The sequence below is a fragment of the Bacillus andreraoultii genome, from assembly GCF_001244735.1.
In the GTDB taxonomy this organism is placed as follows: domain Bacteria; phylum Bacillota; class Bacilli; order Bacillales; family Caldibacillaceae; genus Caldifermentibacillus; species Caldifermentibacillus andreraoultii.
Map to the genome: position 1 here is coordinate 2,591,024 of NZ_LN868937.1, position 17,046 is coordinate 2,608,069.

Genomic DNA, 17,046 nt, shown 5'->3' on the forward strand with positions numbered 1-17,046 from the left:
CCAAGCTCAAACCTCTCGTACTTGTATACGCATCAATAAACAAGTCCTTAAACCTCTCCCCACGTATTATTCTCCAATAAATGAGCCACGCACTCTTGACCAAAATGGGAAAGGTTTAAATCGCGCAAATCGTATCTTTTTATCTGCTACCTTAAACTGAAGAGACTGGATATCTCTTTGGATAAAAGATAAATGATCGATTCCGATTAGAAAATCTTTTTCCGTAACTGGTCGAAAAATACATTTATGGTGGTGAGGTAAAATTAATGGTGAGCCAATTGTTCGGAATACACGATTATTAATTGATGCCATTTCTGATATTTGAATTGATTCCAAAGAAGGGTGAATAATCGCTCCCCCTAATGCTTTATTATAAGCTGTACTTCCTGAAGGTGTAGAAACGCACAAACCATCACCTCTAAATCTTTCAAACAACTCATCTTGAATCTCAACATCAATAACAAAAGTACCTTCAACACTTTTAATTGTCGCTTCATTTAATGCTAAATAATGTTCCTCTTTTTTTCCTTTATTATAATAAATAATAACTTCCAAAAGTGGATACTCAACAATTCGGCATTCTGTTCGCGCAATTGCAATGACTAGCTTCTCAATTTCATCAGGCATCCAATCAGCATAAAATCCTAAATGACCTGTATGAATCCCAACAAAAGCTGTTTCATCTAACCGGTGACGATAACGTTGAAATGCAGATAACAATGTACCATCCCCACCAACAGAAATAACCATTTCCGGTTCCTTTTCATCAAAAACAAATTGAAAGTCGGCTAAGTACTTTCGTAATTTTTCTTCCAATAAATTTGATTTTTCATCCCCTTTAGATACGATCGTGAATTTCATTTCTACCACACTCCCGCCCTTTATATATATATCAAATCCGCCTTAACCTATTGCACCCGATAAATTCTTGCATACTCGCAAAATTTCTTTAAAAATCGTAGCACCCGAAAGAGGCTTTAAGCTAACACGATGTTGGTTACTTTAGACACCATGAACCCTTTATTTCAGCCAGGTTTTTAATCCCCTACTGAATTGATTAATTATTTTGCATCCATCCCCCACTTATAAAAGTAGAGGGACAATTGCAGAATACATTTAGTCATCTTTTTTACTTGAGAAAAATCGTTGTGCTTCCCGAATTTCTTCACGAATTTTCGACATTTCTTCATCAAGTAAGAAGGCCGCCTCTGCAGCCCGCTGTAAACGAAATTGGATGTCTTCCGGGAACTGCCCATTATACTTATAGTTTAGCGAATGTTCAATAGTTGCCCAAAAATTCATTGCAAGCGTGCGAATTTGAATTTCGACTAACACCTTTTTTTCTCCATGAATGGTTTGCACTGGATAGCGAATAATAACATGATAAGAACGATATCCACTTGCTTTTTTATGTGAAATATAATCCTTTTCTTCAACTATTTCAAAGTCATTACGAATCCTTAGCAATTCAACAACCTTCTTAATATCATCAACAAATTGGCACATAATGCGTAAACCTGCGATGTCATACAATTTATGTAACTCGTCAAGTGGGATGTTTTTCTGTTTCGCTTTATCTATAATACTTGCAATTGGTTTCACTCGTCCTGTAACAAACTCAATGGACGAATGAGTTTTTTCTAATTCAAATTGTCTCCTTATTCCTTTTAATTTAATTTTCAGCTCATCAACTGCTTGTTTATATGGATCTAAAAATTCTTCCCAATTTTTCAATGAAAATCACCTCTGTAATGCATGACAACGTTTGCGACAAATTATCTTATTTAACAAAAAAACATGCCTTTTTTATTGTATCATCTTTATGAAACATTTAAATCTGATATTATTTTACCATATAGTTACCAAAAGACTTAGAATTTCATCATAAAATTTTCATGTGAAGGGAGAAGTTAAAATGTGGGAACAATTAGAAATAGAATATAAAAATCTATTAACAAAAGCAGAATTTAAGAAGTTACAATCATTTTTTTCTATATGTAATGACGAATTTTTGACGCAAGAAAATGATTACTTTGATACACCTGAATTTGCACTTAAAAAAATGGGGTGTGCACTTCGTATCCGTTACAAATCAGGAACGTATGAAATGACTTTAAAAGAGCCTAGAGAGGTCGGTTTATTAGAAACGAATGAAATGATTAAAGAAAGAGAGAGAATTTTATTTTTAAAGGAAAACATATTTCCATCAGGGAGCATTAAAAATAAGCTAAAGCAACTCGGTATTCCAGTTGAAAAAGTTGTCCATTTCGGTACATTGAAAACGTTACGAGCAGAGATACCCTATGCTGGTGGACTTCTCGTCCTGGATAAAAGTTATTATTTAAATAAAGAAGATTTTGAGGTAGAATATGAAGTAGATGACCCAAAATACGTTGAAAACTTCCATAAATTACTAGAAACTTTACAAATCCCACAACGTAAAACCGATAATAAAGTACAGCGATTTTATAAAGAAATGATAAAAAGGGTCTAATACTACTACGTAATAAAGAGGTTATTGCCATGAATATTCAACAAATTAAAACAATATTAGAAATAAGTGCTCTTCGCCAAATGAATAACATCATTGGTAATACTTCATCAACAACGATTACATCCATTTTTTCATCTCTTCTTGGACAAGTATTAGCTAATGAGAATGTTGCGGGTACTACAAATGATTCGGCTAGTACAATGATGAATTCGGCTAGACAAACTAGAAATATGCCTGTATCTCCACTTTCTTCAAATAAGCCGAATATTAAATTAGCGAATAATGAGCTTCAACCAATTATTGAAGAAGCTGCAAAAAAATATAACTTACCCGCTTCTCTCTTACTGTCAGTGATAAAACAGGAATCAAATTTTAATATGAATGCAGTCAGTCCAAGTGGTGCTCGAGGTTTAATGCAACTTATGCCTGCGACTGCTGCGTCACTTGGGGTTGAAAATATTGATGACCCACGGGAGAATATAATGGGCGGTGCAAAATATTTACGTAAAATGCTTGATCAATTCGGTTCACTTGATCTTGCTCTTGCCGCATACAATGCTGGTCCGGGTAATGTAAAAAAATATAATGGAATTCCTCCTTTTAAAGAAACGCAAAACTATGTCGCAAAAATCATGCAAAATGATTATGCATAGTTTTCATCTTACACCTAGCAAAAATGTTGTTAGGTGTAAGTTATATTTATAAAAACTATGATTTAGCTAATAGGGAAGTGGAATTTTTCCAATTTCTTCTTCCCTTGTGCACATTATCGTACACGGAAGGCTGTAGCGACACTCTAGTATTCTTTATTTCTTTTTTTGCTCATTACTTCACAAAAAATATATCTTTTCCTAAAATTTATGGAATGCGCTCATTCCCGTTATCTTAAGCTATTTATTTGAGTTAATCCCGTACCGCTGTTAAAATAATATCCATAGTAGCGATAAAGTACAGCAAGCAACGATGATTATCCAATTGATTTTTATAAATGACTTGCCCTACTTGCTTAGTAAAGGAGTTATCCGAATGGAAAGAAAGTTTATTTCACAATATGAAATGGTCGGGGAAAATACATTACACAAGATTGTTGATACCTTTTATAGTAAAGTAAAACAACATCCAGATTTAGCTCCTATTTTCCCAGAAGATTTAACGGAAACGGCTAGAAAGCAGAAGCAATTTTTAACTCAATTTTTAGGCGGACCTCCTTTATACACAACTGAACATGGGCATCCAAAATTACGTATGCGCCATCTTCCATTTCCGATTACCCCAAAAAGAGCAAATGCTTGGTTATCATGTATGGAAGAAGCGATGGATGAAGTAGGATTCTCTGGTCCTATCCGGGATGAGTTCTTTTCACGGTTGGTTATTACTGCCCACCATATGGTTAATACCAATGATGAGATTGAAAGTAGAAAAGGTGAGGTCCAGTGATTGATAAGAATCGTTATGAATACAATTTATCTTCTTTTGTTTGTGGAAATAATCGACCACTCGAGCTTTATTTATTTATTGACCCGCTCTGTTCTGACTGTTTTAGCCTGGAACCAGTAATAAAGAAATTACAATTTGAATATGGACATTATTTTAGTTTAACATATGTGTTAAGTGGCAAATTGACCAATTTAAACAAAGATCACAGAAAGGCTCGTTCTAAATTAGAGAAAACAATAAATCGAAAATGCATTGATTGTGGGGAACTAGAAGCAGAACAAAATGTTAATTCTCCTTATTTAGCTTCAATTGCTGTTAAAGCTGCTGAATTACAAGGAAAGAAAGCTGGTATTCGATTTTTAAGAAAGTTGCAAGAATACGTTTATTTAAAAGGAGAAAATATCTCAAAACTAGATACACTGATCATTTGTGCAAAAGAAGCACAATTAGATGTGGATGAATTTGTAAAAGATATCCATTCGGAGAGCACTTCTCACGCATTTCAATGTGATTTAAAAATAACGAACGAAATGGATGTTACTGAAACACCAACGATTGTCTTCTTTAATAATAATGTTGAAGAAGAAGGTCTCAAATTATCAGGTGTAAATTCGTATGAAGTTTATCTTGAGGTTATGAAAGAAATATTAGGTGATTTACCAATTAGCCATTCATTACCGCCATTATTATCATTTATTGAATATCATGAAATCGTCTCAACTCAAGATATTGCTTATGTTTACGACTTACCACATCTAAAAGTGGAGTTAGAAATGAAAAAATTAATGCTCCAACAGATCGTAGAAAAATTAAATACAGAACACGGGACATTTTGGCGCTATATTCATGGAAATGTTAGATAAAATAAGAGGACGATTCGATATAAAAAAATCGAACCGTCTTTTTTTGGCTAATAGGAAAGTATAAATATTCCAATTTCTACTTTCCTTATCGCTTAAACAGACAAAGAAGGCTTCGAGCGTGGCATCGCAGCCGAAAAAAAGCTTTTTTGGCGAACTCTAGTCTCTTTGGTTTCCTAAAGGAACTAGTGTCCCAGTTTTCTTTACAGAGTTTTTTTCGTATGGATTTCATTTTAAATAAATAGAAAGAGAGGTCCAGCAGATGGGTAGTCCACTGAACCTCTCTTCCATGTTACGAACAAAGGGGATGGGAGAAATTTTCACGGTCAAACAAAGGGGTATATGTTTGTTTGTGAATAACTTCACACCACTATAATATCAAATATTCATCCTGTACGCAAGCACTTATTCAACATTTCACATTTTCGACACATTTCGTCAACAATGAGTTGTTTTCTTTTAAGACGATTAGGATAAAATTTCATATTTTTATTATGCACTCATATGATAGTAAGGACAAATCTATAAAAGAGCGTGATTTTATGAACAATTGGTACGTACTAGGAATGATCATTTTTATCGTTGTTTCTTTTATTACCTATTTATTTGGTTTGCTGAAAATTTTCCCTTTATATTTAGCCGCTACATTATTATATTTCTCAATTTTTATTCTTTTATTACACATAAATGATCGAAATAAATTTAAAGGGTTTAAAAAGTAATGAGATTGTCTTTACATGAACATGAAACAAATCATGACTTCTCACCTAATAAAAAATATGGGGTCGTCCGAAAAGGGGATATCCCAAAAATGTGATAATCAAAAAAGTTGATATATCAAGGTTTTAAAACATGAAAAGGGGGCATCCAGAAGTGAAAAAACCAGCTTTCTGGACAGCCCCATTCTCATTTTATTTTACGTTCAAAAGTCTTTCCATTTCATCCAATTTTTCCTCGAACACTTTACATGCATTTTCGATTGGATCGGCAAGCGTCATATCAACTCCTGCTTTTTTCAACACTTCAATTGGATAATCGGAGCTACCTGATTTTAAATATCCAATATAGCGTTCGACAGCAGGTTCCCCTTCTTCTAAAATTTGTTTACTTAATGCTGTTGAGGCACTCAAACCTGTTGCATATTGATAAACATAGTAATTATAGTAGAAGTGTGGGATGCGCGCCCATTCTAAACCGATTTCCTCGTCAATGATTACGTTCTCGCCAAAATACTTTTTATTTAAATCATAATAAATATTCGTCAATAATTCAGCAGTTAATGCTTCACCATTTTGCGCACGTACATGAATATCATGTTCGAATTCAGCAAACATCGTTTGACGGAATACTGTTCCTCGGAATGTCTCTAAGTAGTTATTCAAAATATACAAACGTTTTTTGTCATCCTCTAATGTTTTTAATAAATATTCACTCAGTAGATTTTCGTTGCAAGTAGATGCGACTTCAGCAACAAAAATTGAATAATCACCATACGGATATGGTTGATTTTTTCTTGTATAGTAGCTATGAACAGAATGACCAAATTCATGGGCTAGTGTAAATAAGTTATTCACATTATCTTGCCAGTTTAATAAGATGTATGGATTTGTACCATATGCACCTGATGAATATGCTCCACTTCGTTTACCTTTGTTTTCATGGACATCAACCCAGCGATTTTCGAACCCTTCTTTAAGTACGGATAAGTATTCTTCGCCCATTGGTGCTAGACCTTTAAGCACAAGATCTTTCGCTTCTTCATACGTTACTTCCATTTTCACATCTTTTACAAGTGGTGTGTACAAGTCATACATATGAAGTTCATCAAGACCAAGAACTTTTTTCCGTAAAGCAACATAACGATGTAAGAGTGGTAAATTTTTATTTATCGTATTTACAAGATTATCATACACAGATTCAGGGATATTGTTTGCAGATAAAGCAGCATCACGAGCTGATTTATAATTACGGACAGTTGCATAAAAATTATTTCGTTTTACTTGTCCACTTAATGTACTAGCAAACGTATTCCTGAAGCTTTCGTAAGTGGAATACACTGCTTGAAATGCATCATGCCGTACACGACGATCTTGACTTTCTAAGAATCGAACATAGCGACCATGGGTAACCTCGACATCTTCCCCATTTTCATCTTTTATTGAAGGAAATTCTAAATCTGCATTATTTAACATACCAAACGTTGTACTTGGTGAATCCATTACTTCTGAAGCTTGAGCTAGTAATGCTTCCATATCGGATGATAACACATGTGGGCGTTGTAAATTAATTTCTTCTAGCGCATGCTCATATAGTTTTAATTCTTCTTTTTCTTGTAAAAACTGATTAATTCTCGCTTCATCAATTGCTAATAATTCTGGTACGATATAGGCAAAACTACTTGCCGCTTGCGTATATAAGTTTCTAGCTTGGTCATTCATTCCTTGATAAAAAGAGTTTGTTGTATCTTGATCATAGCGCATATGAGCGTATGTATATAATTTACCAAGACGCATCATGACTTGGTCTTGATACTGTAACGCTTCATAAAGAAGTTCAGCACTCTCTCCTAATCTTCCTTGAAATTCTTGAGCTTTAGGAAGTAATCCTTTAATTTGCTCAAACTCTTCTTTCCATTGCTCGTCCGTGGCAAAAATAGCTTCTAAATCCCACGTATCATTTACTGGAATTTCACTTCTTGTCGGTAATTTTTGTACCTTTTTTTCAGTTGACATTCATTTTCCTCCATTCGTTAAAAGAACTATTTCCTATATATGTTTGAAATTTACAATTGATGAAAGGAAATATATGTTAATTTTAAACATAAACCTATCTTCGTATCCTGTCAATGAAAGAATACTTATTCATTCGAATTAATAAACGTGAGAAATTCCATTACTGTTCCGGAAAAATCAATCTACTGTTAAAAAATAATTGTAAAATCAAGCCTTTATACCGTCTAAAAAAACTTCTTCTTACATTTTCTCGATTTACATTTGGATTGTTAATTAGCAGTGGTATTTTCTTAACTATTAATTTGTCCCCTTCTCTTCTAAAAAATCCAATATTCGTTAAAAATTGTAGATAGGCTTCAACTGGTTGCCTCCAAAACGATTTTTGAAATCGACCTAATTGTCGTTGCACAATCAACTGTTTTAAGCGGTTACCTAAAAAAGAATATATATCTTCAAGCGGGATAACAGCCCCTAACCTTTGCTGATATAAAAAATAAAACCATATATAAAATTGCCATTCGATTGGTGAGTTTTTTATGATAAACATATCTGGAACAGGTACCCCAACCTCAGGTGGTAAATCTAATAGGTGTAAATGGTGATGATATAAAAATTGTAAAAAGGTATTTTTACGTCCATTTGGAATAATGAGTAATCTCTTTACCCATCGTTCTGTCTCTTCAAACCAATAATCGTAAAATGGAAAGGATTGGTCTTTACTTATTAGCAATTTTTCAAGCCGCTCTTGCAAAGTAAATTCCTGTACCGTTACAAAAGCCCGATTTATCGAATAAGGAACAATGTGGTGATACGTATAAAATTTTTCTTCACGTGGGTCCATTGCCAATATGAATGAATCACCAGAAGATGTTCTAGTTATAAAATGAGTTAAAAATTCATTTAATTGAACCCTATGTTTAAGTTGTGCAGTGATAAGACGGTGATCGACAATCCATAGTGGACGGTAGGAATGATTTATATAATTGGTCGTACGACGATACATTTCCTCTAAAGGAATAATTGAACACTGGAATTCAATGACACCTTTCTTACCATTCCATTGAAACAGTAAATCAGGCTGTTGGTTGAGTTCTGACAGGTAACATTCCATTTGCGTTTCAAATCCTTGCCAAGTTAACCAATGAAACAATTTCTTTTTACCTAGGAGATGTTGTTGGGATTCTCCTTCAGGCTTAATTGAACATTGACTTTTATGGGCAAAATGAGGAAGCTTCTTCATGCCCATTTTTAATAGTAATTCTCCGCTACATGCTGGACAAAAATATTGCTCCTGTTTTTTTAAATGAGTTAGTGTTTCTCGGGAGACATTCATCAAAGAAACGATTTGACCATCACTTGTTTTTGCAATGAACAACCGTTATCCTCCTTTAGCTTTTTAGCAATTATCCATTGTTTAACACTTTCCGTCAAAGATTCAATATTAAATTTTTGAAAGTTAAAAGCATAAAAAAACCGATTTTCTCATGGAAAACCGGTTAATTTATCAAATATTGGAATCGAAAACATATTTTATTAAAACTAGAAATATTTATCGATGGTTTCAAAAACATTTTCTGAGATAATTTCTTTCCCGTACTCTTGAAGATAATGAATTGTACGTTGTGACTCCATTCCATGCTCTAGGAGAACACTTAAATAATCATCAATTTCATCTTCATTAAACAAATCGAATGAAAAATCTATATAGAGATAGTATTGATTATTAAGCGAATAGAGTTTTGTATGAATCCCTTCCGGAAACGTGCGTTTTGCTAGTGGGATGAGATCATCAAAATGATTAAAATGAGCAATGAATGAAATTGAATCTTCGTCTACAGGATCCAACTCATCTTCCTCATCATCATAGTGAAAATGATGGTCAAGAAAGTCGCCTACCTGGTCATTAATTGAGAAACCATTAAATTTTCCATCGAACGGTAATTCCAATTTCCCACCGTCTTTAGAAAGTTGTGCTTTTGTGACAAGTACTTCCAAACCTTTTTCTAAAGCTTGAACTTGAATCCATAATGGCCCATCGATAGAAAAGTCTTCTTCTTCGGTCATTTCATCCATAACTTCCCAGAACAACTGCTCACTCTTTTCACGACTGTACCATATTTCTTCACGGTCGAATCCTCGTTCTTCTACATCAACATAGGAAATAAAGAATTTTACCGTATTCTCATTAATGCGTTCAATATCCATCATACAACGCTCCCTTCTTTACAGTTTATTTGAAGGGCAAAATTCCCTTGGTAAATACCAATATACTGCCATTTCTCGCTTCAAATGAATTAAAACATATTGTATGTCTATTTATTATATTTTATGACAAAATGAAAAAGAACGGAAATAAAAAGACCAAATCATTATAAAATAAGTCAACAACCTAGTTCAAGCAAAAACTAACATCAATAAAACTCGTAAAAAGAACAATTTAGAAAAAAACCTTCACGCACTTTAAGCATGAAGGTGACTGTTAAACTATATTATATAGATAATTTTATATACAGTAAAGGAGGAAGTTAGTTAACAAGTTTTTGTGCTTCCCTTAGTTGATATGTCCGAACTTTTCTTGGTAGGAAACGACGAATTTCATCTTCATTATAACCAACTTGTAAACGTTTCTCGTCAATAATAATTGGCCGGCGTAATAATCCAGGGTTATTTTTAATTAATTGAAATAGTTCTTGCAACGGTAAAGATTCTAAGTTAACTTCCAATTTTTGAAATGTTTTCGAACGCGTTGAAATAATTTCGTCTGTTCCATCTTCCGTCATTCGAAAGATTTCTTTAATTTCTTCAATTGTTAACGGTTCTGAAAAAATATTTCTTTCTTTAAATGGAATTTGATGTTCTTCTAGCCATGCCCTTGCTTTCCGACAAGAAGTACAACTTGGTGCTGTGTATAATGTAACCATCTTTTATCTTACGCCCCTTTTTATTTAATTTGTATAAAAAGATATTTAACATCGCTAATTTAAAATTAATTTAATATAGTAATCTCTTTTTCTTAATTATACATGATTTATATAGAAAATGGTATATATTTTAAAATAATTTATCATTTTTCCAGAAATACTTTTATCGTTACAAATATAATAAATACCATATTTATTAATTATATAAGCGTTTTCAATCTTTATTTGCGATTTCAAGAGGAAATATTACACTTTCCTTTTTATGTATTTTCATTTACTAAACTTTATTGAAAATAAAGCCCTTTCAAGATATATCCCAATAATTTAGTCGGATTTTGTTGATTTTCATTTATTTATTGCATATAATAATTTTATAAATTTTTATAATAACTAAAGCAATGAGAAAGAATAGTACATCCTTCTTTGTATAAAAGAGAGTTTGTGGTTGGTGAAAACAAACTACAAGTGGGATGGAATGGGCTTTCGAGTCAAATCCGAAAATGTTTTTTAAAACGATGAGTAGGCATTTGCGTGCACCTGGCGTTAACAGGATAAGTGACCTTTTCGGTAACTAGGGTGGTACCGCGGATTTAAAACCATTCGTCCCTATTTTGGGCGAATGGTTTTTTTGTTTTTTAGTAAAATAAAGTTCATTTCAGCAATCATGTTAGTACGTAAATAAATATGGAGGCGTAAATATGAAAACAATTTTTTCAGGAATTCAACCAAGTGGAACAATTACAATTGGAAACTATATTGGGGCATTAAAACAATTTGTCGAATTACAAAATGATTATAATTGCTATTTCTGTATCGTAGATGAACATGCCATTACAGTTCCACAAGACCCACAAACTTTACGAAAAAATATTCGAAGCTTAGCTGCATTATATTTAGCAGTTGGAATTGATCCCGATAAAGCAACATTATTCATCCAATCAGAGGTACCTGCACACGCACAAGCTGGATGGATGTTACAATGTGTTAGCTATATCGGGGAACTTGAAAGAATGACTCAATTTAAAGACAAATCGGCTGGAAGGGAAGCAGTTTCAGCAGGATTGTTAACTTACCCACCATTAATGGCTGCTGATATTTTACTTTACAGTGCTCATTTAGTACCTGTTGGGGATGATCAAAAACAACATTTGGAATTAACAAGAGACATCGCTGAACGTTTTAATAAAAAATACAATGATATCTTTACAATTCCTAATATTCATTTACCAAAAGTTGGTGCACGAGTTATGTCATTGCAAGAACCAACAAAAAAAATGAGTAAATCAGATCCAAATCAAAGAAGTTTTATTTCCTTGTTAGATGAACCGAAACAAATTGAGAAAAAAATTAAGAGTGCTGTAACAGATTCTGATGGTATTGTGAAATATGATTATGAAAACAAACCTGGGGTTTCAAACCTATTGTCTATTTATTCCATTTTTAGTAACTTGTCTATTGAGGAAATTGAAACAAAATACGAAGGAAGGGGCTACGGAGAATTTAAAACAGATTTAGCAGAAGTAATTATCAATGCCTTACAACCAATACAAACTCGTTATAAAGAATTAATTGATTCCGAAGAGCTAGATGAAATTTTAGACCGAGGTGCAGAAAAAGCCAATAAAGTTGCAAATAAAATGTTAAAGAAAATGGAAAATGCAATGGGATTAGGCCGTAAAAGATAGTTATAAAGAAAACTCAAGGGCTCTTAGCTTTGTGATACGAATCCATAATTATTGCTTAGCGTTAAGAAAGTAGAAATCAAAAACCGATACTTTCCTAGTACCCAAGGTAAGGGGCTGTCCGAAAATGGATAATCCTAAAACAATGTGATAATCAAGGAAGCTGATATATCAAGGTTTTGAAACATGAAAAGGGGCATCCAGAAATCAAAAATATGACTTTCTGGATGCCCCCTGTTACTTATTGACGCTTTTTCGTTTTTTTATTATTTAACCGTTCACTAGCAGTAAGTGGTTCGTTAGCAAGTTCATGGTCAAATTCATGGGGTTGTTCATCTTTAACTGCCTGCTTATCACTAAAATATTTACGGAGTTGATCTTTAATCTTTTGATTTTCTGACATAGTTTCCACCTCCATGTATATGTTTTGCATTTTTACACGGAGTATGCCTATTAAAGAAAAATACGTTATCACTCATCTTTTTCTAATAGTGAAAGTGTTTCATCAAATTCTCTTTCAATTTTCGCATTTGGTTTATACGTAATGAGGCTAACGATAACCGTTACAATGAAACAAAAGATGAATCCAGGAACAATTTCATACATAATTTTTCCGAGTTTCGAATACCCCCAAACGAATACGGTCACTGAACCAGTAATCATTCCTGCTAAAGCTCCTACTGCAGTAATTTTTCTCCAGTATAAAGTAAGAAGAATAATCGGTCCAAATGAAGCACCAAAACCTGCCCATGCAAAAGAAACTAATTTTAAAATTGAGTTTGTTTGCTCCCATGCAAGTATAAAAGCGATCATCGATACAATAAGAACAGCCATCCGTCCAAGGAAAACATATTTTGCATCTGTTGCATTCGTTTTAAAAATTGCCTTATAAATATCTTCAACAAGCGCAGAAGATGTGACGATTAATTGGGACGAAATTGTACTCATAATTGCAGCTAAAACAGCAGCTAGCATGATACCTGCAATAAACGGGTGAAAAATAATTTGACCGAGTGCAATAAATACTGCTTCAGGATCTGATAGTTTTACACCTGTATTTTGATGGTAATAAGCAATTCCTACTAACGCGGTAAGAATTGCACCTATCATACTGAGTGCCATCCAACCAATTCCAATTCTTCTCGCCCGTTTTGTTTCATTTACAGATTTAATTGCCATAAAACGGACGATAATATGTGGCTGTCCAAAATATCCTAATCCCCATGCTAAAGCAGAGATAATTCCAAGTGCGGTTGTCCCTGAAACAAAACTTAAAAGATTTGGATTAATTGATGTTATTTCTGTAAACGTTTCCATAATTCCACCCGTTACAAACACTCCAATGGCAGGAACAAGTATTAACGCAAAAAACATGATTAGTCCTTGAATAGCATCTGTGTAACTTACCCCTAAAAACCCACCGAATAGTGTATAGATAACAACAACAGCACCGACAATAAAAAGTCCTGTATGATAACCGAGTCCAAATGATTCTTCAAAGAAAACTCCACCCGCAACTAATCCTGAAGATACGTAAAAAGTAAAGAATAAAAAGATAATGATACCTGAGACGATACGCAACACTTTTCCATTTTCTTTTAACCGATTATCTAAGTAGCTAGGAATCGTAATCGAATCGTTGGATACTTGAGTATATGTTCGTAGCCTTGGAGCGACAAAAACCCAATTGAGATAAGCACCAATCGTTAAACCGATAGCAATCCAAGCTTCAGCAAGACCTGATAAATAAATTGCACCTGGAAGGCCCATTAATAACCAACCTGACATATCCGCTGCTCCAGCACTCAAAGCTGTAACAGCTGGACCGAGATTTCGTCCGCCAAGCATATAATCATTTAAACTTTTTGTTCGACTGAAAGCATAAAAACCGATTAAAATCATCGCAAGCATATAAATGACAATGGCAATAATCTGAAACATAAAATCATTCATGCAGATTCTCCCCCTCATTTTTACTTGTTCTATTTCATTTTATCCTACAAAATATGAAAATAGTATTCATAAGTTAAAAAATTTTGTTAAACGAAAGGAGATAGCTATTAGATTATCAATTTTAGTTTTTCATATTTATTAAGTGGATTCCCTGAAAATTCCAGAGAGTTGTTCCTTTTTAGAGACAAAAAAATTTTCCTATATTCAACGTTACCACGAATACCTTTACCTTCTACTAATAACTCCTCCTGTCAAGTCTATTGTAGCGTTCACTACAAAGTTATCATCCATTCTCCGAGCGCACAATAAAGAAAACTCGGCGATTTCTGAGCCTTTAAGCGAAAGCAGAGCCGTAGTTGCGCTTATGCGTATAGGAAAGTAGAAATTGGAAAATTTATACTTTCCTAATAGCCCAAAAAGACAGTTCATTGGTTACCCCAATAAACTGTCTTGGTTTACTATTTTAGCTATTTGATTTTAATCCCCTTTTTATTTCCCCTTAATCTACATATATTTCTATATCACGTTCATTAGTTAATTGACTTTTGAGCCCTTTTCCATTTCCCATAATTTTTCGAAATAGGGTTCTCCTTTTACTAACGCTTCACATAGTTTTTCATGTTTTTCCGTCCAACCATGCTTAACTTCATCATATAATTGCTGCCATATTTCTTCAAATGGCTTCGTTCGAATCATGGAATATTGTTCTGGAGCCCATTCTGTATACCAATATCGAACTTGTCCTGTATTTTTCGAAGCATAGAGGTGGTCAAGAGCCATAAAGAGTAGTTGCTTTAATTGGCGTTCCTTGCGCGTTAGTCCCATCATTATTGTAGGTTCTGGTGAAAGGATATGATGCTCTTTTTTCTCTTGACTCTTTAGCATGTAACTAAGTGTCTCCTCGCCAGCAATCATATCATAGACAAGTTGTTCTTGACGTGGAATAATTCGACTTTTACGCATTGGAATTTGATAGCCAATTGTATCTACTGCTAAAATTCCAATCCCATCTGTTACAATGAAACAATAATCCATTTGAATTCGTTCGTGATTTTTTCTTAAGTATGCTTTTTGATAGACATCATTTAATAAGCTTTCAGGTAAATCGGATAAACCATTTTCAATATAATTGTATAATTCCTTTGATACTTTGAGTACAGGTACTTGATCTAATAATTCAATGGTGTCTTCTTTCCGCCATTCATGAAAATGGCACACATTATAACCGTTCTCTTCCCCTTCAAACCAGTTTACCCAAACATCATGTAAATACATCATTTCTAACCCCTCGCTTAAATCCTGTTTGAGTACAGTATTGTCCGAACAGAGTTAAATTATTCCTAAAAACACAAGATTTACTTATTCGATTGTTTAGAAAAATATTAAGAATGATAAAGAGGTTGTGCTGAAATGAAGGGTACGTAGAAAGGGGCATCCGGATAAAGAGAACTGAGGGTCGCTTGAGCTTTCAGACAATCAAAGAGACTAGCGTTCCCCGAAAAAGCTTTTTTTCGACTGTGATGCAACGCTTGAAGCCTTCCTTGTGCACTTATGCGCACAAGGAAAGTAGAAATTTGAAAATTTATACTTTCCTATTAGCTTAAAAATTCAACTTACTAAGACGCCCCCATTTACACTTCTTGAATAGCAATCTTCTATTTTATTCGTACTTTTTAAATACTAATGTCGCATTATGACCACCAAAACCTAATGAATTGCTCATCGCATAATTCGTTTCTTGTTTTCTTGCTTCATTCGCAACGTAATCTAAGTCACAGTTTGGATCAGGATTTTGTAAATTCATTGTCGGTGGTAAAATTCCTTCTTTTAATGACAAAACGGTAAAAATCGCTTCAATTGCACCAGCAGCGCCAAGTAGATGGCCTGTCATTGATTTTGTTGAACTTACAGCTAGTTTATAAGCATGTTCACCAAATACGGTTTTGATGGCTGCTGTTTCAAATTTATCGTTATACTCTGTACTTGTTCCGTGTGCGTTAATATAGCCAATTTCTTCTGGTGAGATACCAGCATTATCAATTGCCATTTTCATTGCCCTCGCTCCACCTTCTCCTTCAGGTGCTGGAGCTGTAATATGATAAGCATCACCTGTTGCCCCATAGCCTACAACTTCCGCATAAATCTTTGCTCCACGATTTAATGCATGATTTAATTCTTCTAATATAACAATTCCTGCACCTTCACCAATAACGAAACCGTCACGATCTTTATCAAATGGACGACTGGCCGTTTGGGGATCAGGATTCGTGGAAAGAGCTGTATTTGCACAAAATCCAGCAACAGACATTCTTGTAATCGGTGCTTCTGAACCCCCTGAAATCATTACATCTGCATCACCGCGCTCAATTACTTTGTAAGCATCCCCAATCGAATTTGTCCCAGTTGCACAAGCTGTCACAGTACAAGAATTAAATCCTTTCGCACCGAGAAAAATTGATACTTGGCCCGTTGCCATGTCCGGGATCATCATTGGAACGAAAAATGGACTTACACGTCGATAGCCACGGTTTAAAAACGTTTCAAACTGATTTTCAAAAGTTTCCATCCCCCCAATTCCTGAACCAATCCAAACACCGACTCGATGGGCATTTTCATCATCAATAGTTAAGTTGGAATCTTTAACAGCCATAAGTGATGCAGCAACAGCATAATGTGTAAAACGGTCCATCTTACGTACATCTCTTCGATGAATAAAATCTTCAGGATTAAAATCTTTTACTTCCGCTGCAACTTTCGCTGGATATTCCTCTGCATTAACTCGAGTCATTGGACCAATTCCTGATTTTCCTTGAATAATATTGTTCCATGATGTATGGGCATCGTTGCCTACGGGTGTAACTGCACCAATTCCAGTAATCACTACCCTGCGTCGTTCCATTATTTATACATCTCCTTTAAATACAATTTCTTATCCTAATTTCATTTTTATTCGAGAACTTTTACTGT

The 17,046-nt window shown here is 34.1% G+C and carries 15 protein-coding genes and 1 other annotated feature; of the genes, 5 read left to right on the plus strand and 10 right to left on the minus strand.

Features of this window, described 5'->3' with window-relative positions; genetic code table 11:
- Positions 1-66: 66 nt before the first annotated feature.
- On the minus strand, positions 67-861 hold the full coding sequence (locus tag BN2144_RS17610; RefSeq protein WP_033829529.1) for an NAD kinase: 795 nt from the start codon (positions 859-861) through the stop codon (positions 67-69).
- Positions 862-1,116: 255 nt separating this feature from the next.
- The gene (locus BN2144_RS17615; RefSeq protein ID WP_033829530.1) at positions 1,117-1,734 is read right to left on the minus strand and encodes a GTP diphosphokinase; all 618 of its coding nucleotides are present in this window, start codon (positions 1,732-1,734) and stop codon (positions 1,117-1,119) included.
- Between the two features lie 181 nt (positions 1,735-1,915).
- On the opposite strand from BN2144_RS17615, the gene BN2144_RS17620 reads away from it, so the two are divergent.
- The 4 genes from BN2144_RS17620 (at position 1,916) to BN2144_RS17635 (ending at position 4,794) form a co-directional block, all read left to right on the plus strand.
- Positions 1,916-2,494, plus strand: a complete 579-nt coding sequence (locus tag BN2144_RS17620) for a CYTH domain-containing protein (protein WP_033829531.1) — start codon at positions 1,916-1,918, stop codon at positions 2,492-2,494.
- A 29-nt stretch (positions 2,495-2,523) separates the two neighbouring features.
- Positions 2,524-3,147 carry a lytic transglycosylase domain-containing protein gene (locus BN2144_RS17625; RefSeq protein ID WP_033829532.1) on the plus strand — a complete coding sequence of 208 codons (624 nt, stop codon included), beginning with the start codon at positions 2,524-2,526 and terminating at the stop codon, positions 3,145-3,147.
- Positions 3,148-3,520: 373 nt separating this feature from the next.
- Positions 3,521-3,931, plus strand: coding sequence for a globin domain-containing protein (locus BN2144_RS17630; RefSeq protein WP_033829533.1), 411 nt, complete (start codon positions 3,521-3,523; stop codon positions 3,929-3,931).
- Positions 3,928-4,794, plus strand: a complete 867-nt coding sequence (locus tag BN2144_RS17635) for a ClpXP adapter SpxH family protein (protein WP_042338150.1) — start codon at positions 3,928-3,930, stop codon at positions 4,792-4,794. The genes BN2144_RS17630 and BN2144_RS17635 overlap by 4 nt, the downstream gene beginning before the upstream one ends.
- 908 nt (positions 4,795-5,702) lie before the next feature.
- On the opposite strand, the gene pepF is transcribed toward BN2144_RS17635, so the two are convergent.
- The 4 genes from pepF to spxA form a co-directional block, all read right to left on the minus strand.
- Positions 5,703-7,523 carry an oligoendopeptidase F gene (gene pepF / locus BN2144_RS17645; RefSeq protein ID WP_033829534.1) on the minus strand — a complete coding sequence of 607 codons (1,821 nt, stop codon included), beginning with the start codon at positions 7,521-7,523 and terminating at the stop codon, positions 5,703-5,705.
- A 160-nt stretch (positions 7,524-7,683) separates the two neighbouring features.
- Positions 7,684-8,898, minus strand: coding sequence for a competence protein CoiA (locus BN2144_RS17650; protein WP_033829535.1), 1,215 nt, complete (start codon positions 8,896-8,898; stop codon positions 7,684-7,686).
- A gap of 164 nt (positions 8,899-9,062) precedes the next feature.
- Positions 9,063-9,728 (minus strand): adaptor protein MecA, encoded by a 666-nt coding sequence (gene mecA / locus BN2144_RS17655; RefSeq protein ID WP_033829763.1) that lies wholly within the window; start codon positions 9,726-9,728, stop codon positions 9,063-9,065.
- Between the two features lie 320 nt (positions 9,729-10,048).
- Entirely contained in the window at positions 10,049-10,444 is a 396-nt protein-coding gene (gene spxA, locus BN2144_RS17660) for a transcriptional regulator SpxA (RefSeq protein ID WP_033829536.1), read from the minus strand.
- Positions 10,445-10,833: 389 nt separating this feature from the next.
- Positions 10,834-11,055: a binding site (T-box leader), on the plus strand.
- An 87-nt stretch (positions 11,056-11,142) separates the two neighbouring features.
- On the opposite strand from spxA, the gene trpS reads away from it, so the two are divergent.
- Positions 11,143-12,129 carry a tryptophan--tRNA ligase gene (trpS, locus tag BN2144_RS17665; RefSeq protein ID WP_033829537.1) on the plus strand — a complete coding sequence of 329 codons (987 nt, stop codon included), beginning with the start codon at positions 11,143-11,145 and terminating at the stop codon, positions 12,127-12,129.
- A 238-nt stretch (positions 12,130-12,367) separates the two neighbouring features.
- Here the strand turns inward: trpS and sspO are convergent, their stop codons facing one another.
- The 4 genes from sspO to fabF all read right to left on the minus strand — a co-directional run bounded on the left by sspO (position 12,368) and on the right by fabF (position 16,978).
- Positions 12,368-12,529 carry a small acid-soluble spore protein O gene (gene sspO, locus BN2144_RS17670; RefSeq protein WP_033829538.1) on the minus strand — a complete coding sequence of 54 codons (162 nt, stop codon included), beginning with the start codon at positions 12,527-12,529 and terminating at the stop codon, positions 12,368-12,370.
- Positions 12,530-12,597: 68 nt separating this feature from the next.
- A complete protein-coding gene (gene putP / locus BN2144_RS17675) occupies positions 12,598-14,079 on the minus strand; it encodes a sodium/proline symporter PutP (protein ID WP_033829539.1) in 1,482 nt (493 codons plus the stop codon).
- 534 nt (positions 14,080-14,613) lie between these two features.
- Positions 14,614-15,357 carry a YjbA family protein gene (locus BN2144_RS17680; RefSeq protein ID WP_033829540.1) on the minus strand — a complete coding sequence of 248 codons (744 nt, stop codon included), beginning with the start codon at positions 15,355-15,357 and terminating at the stop codon, positions 14,614-14,616.
- Positions 15,358-15,739: 382 nt separating this feature from the next.
- On the minus strand, positions 15,740-16,978 hold the full coding sequence (gene fabF, locus BN2144_RS17685; RefSeq protein ID WP_033829541.1) for a beta-ketoacyl-ACP synthase II: 1,239 nt from the start codon (positions 16,976-16,978) through the stop codon (positions 15,740-15,742).
- Positions 16,979-17,046: the final 68 nt, after the last annotated feature.

Coding starts and splice junctions, on each gene's coding strand:
- trpS (WP_033829537.1), top strand. CDS start 11,143: ATGAAAACAATTTTTTCAGGAATTCAACCAAGTGGAACAATTACAATT.
- BN2144_RS17620 (WP_033829531.1), top strand. CDS start 1,916: ATGTGGGAACAATTAGAAATAGAATATAAAAATCTATTAACAAAAGCA.
- sspO (WP_033829538.1), bottom strand. CDS start 12,529: ATGTCAGAAAATCAAAAGATTAAAGATCAACTCCGTAAATATTTTAGT.
- spxA (WP_033829536.1), bottom strand. CDS start 10,444: ATGGTTACATTATACACAGCACCAAGTTGTACTTCTTGTCGGAAAGCA.
- fabF (WP_033829541.1), bottom strand. CDS start 16,978: ATGGAACGACGCAGGGTAGTGATTACTGGAATTGGTGCAGTTACACCC.
- BN2144_RS17610 (WP_033829529.1), bottom strand. CDS start 861: ATGAAATTCACGATCGTATCTAAAGGGGATGAAAAATCAAATTTATTG.
- BN2144_RS17680 (WP_033829540.1), bottom strand. CDS start 15,357: ATGATGTATTTACATGATGTTTGGGTAAACTGGTTTGAAGGGGAAGAG.
- putP (WP_033829539.1), bottom strand. CDS start 14,079: ATGAATGATTTTATGTTTCAGATTATTGCCATTGTCATTTATATGCTT.
- BN2144_RS17625 (WP_033829532.1), top strand. CDS start 2,524: ATGAATATTCAACAAATTAAAACAATATTAGAAATAAGTGCTCTTCGC.
- BN2144_RS17630 (WP_033829533.1), top strand. CDS start 3,521: ATGGAAAGAAAGTTTATTTCACAATATGAAATGGTCGGGGAAAATACA.
- pepF (WP_033829534.1), bottom strand. CDS start 7,523: ATGTCAACTGAAAAAAAGGTACAAAAATTACCGACAAGAAGTGAAATT.
- mecA (WP_033829763.1), bottom strand. CDS start 9,728: ATGGATATTGAACGCATTAATGAGAATACGGTAAAATTCTTTATTTCC.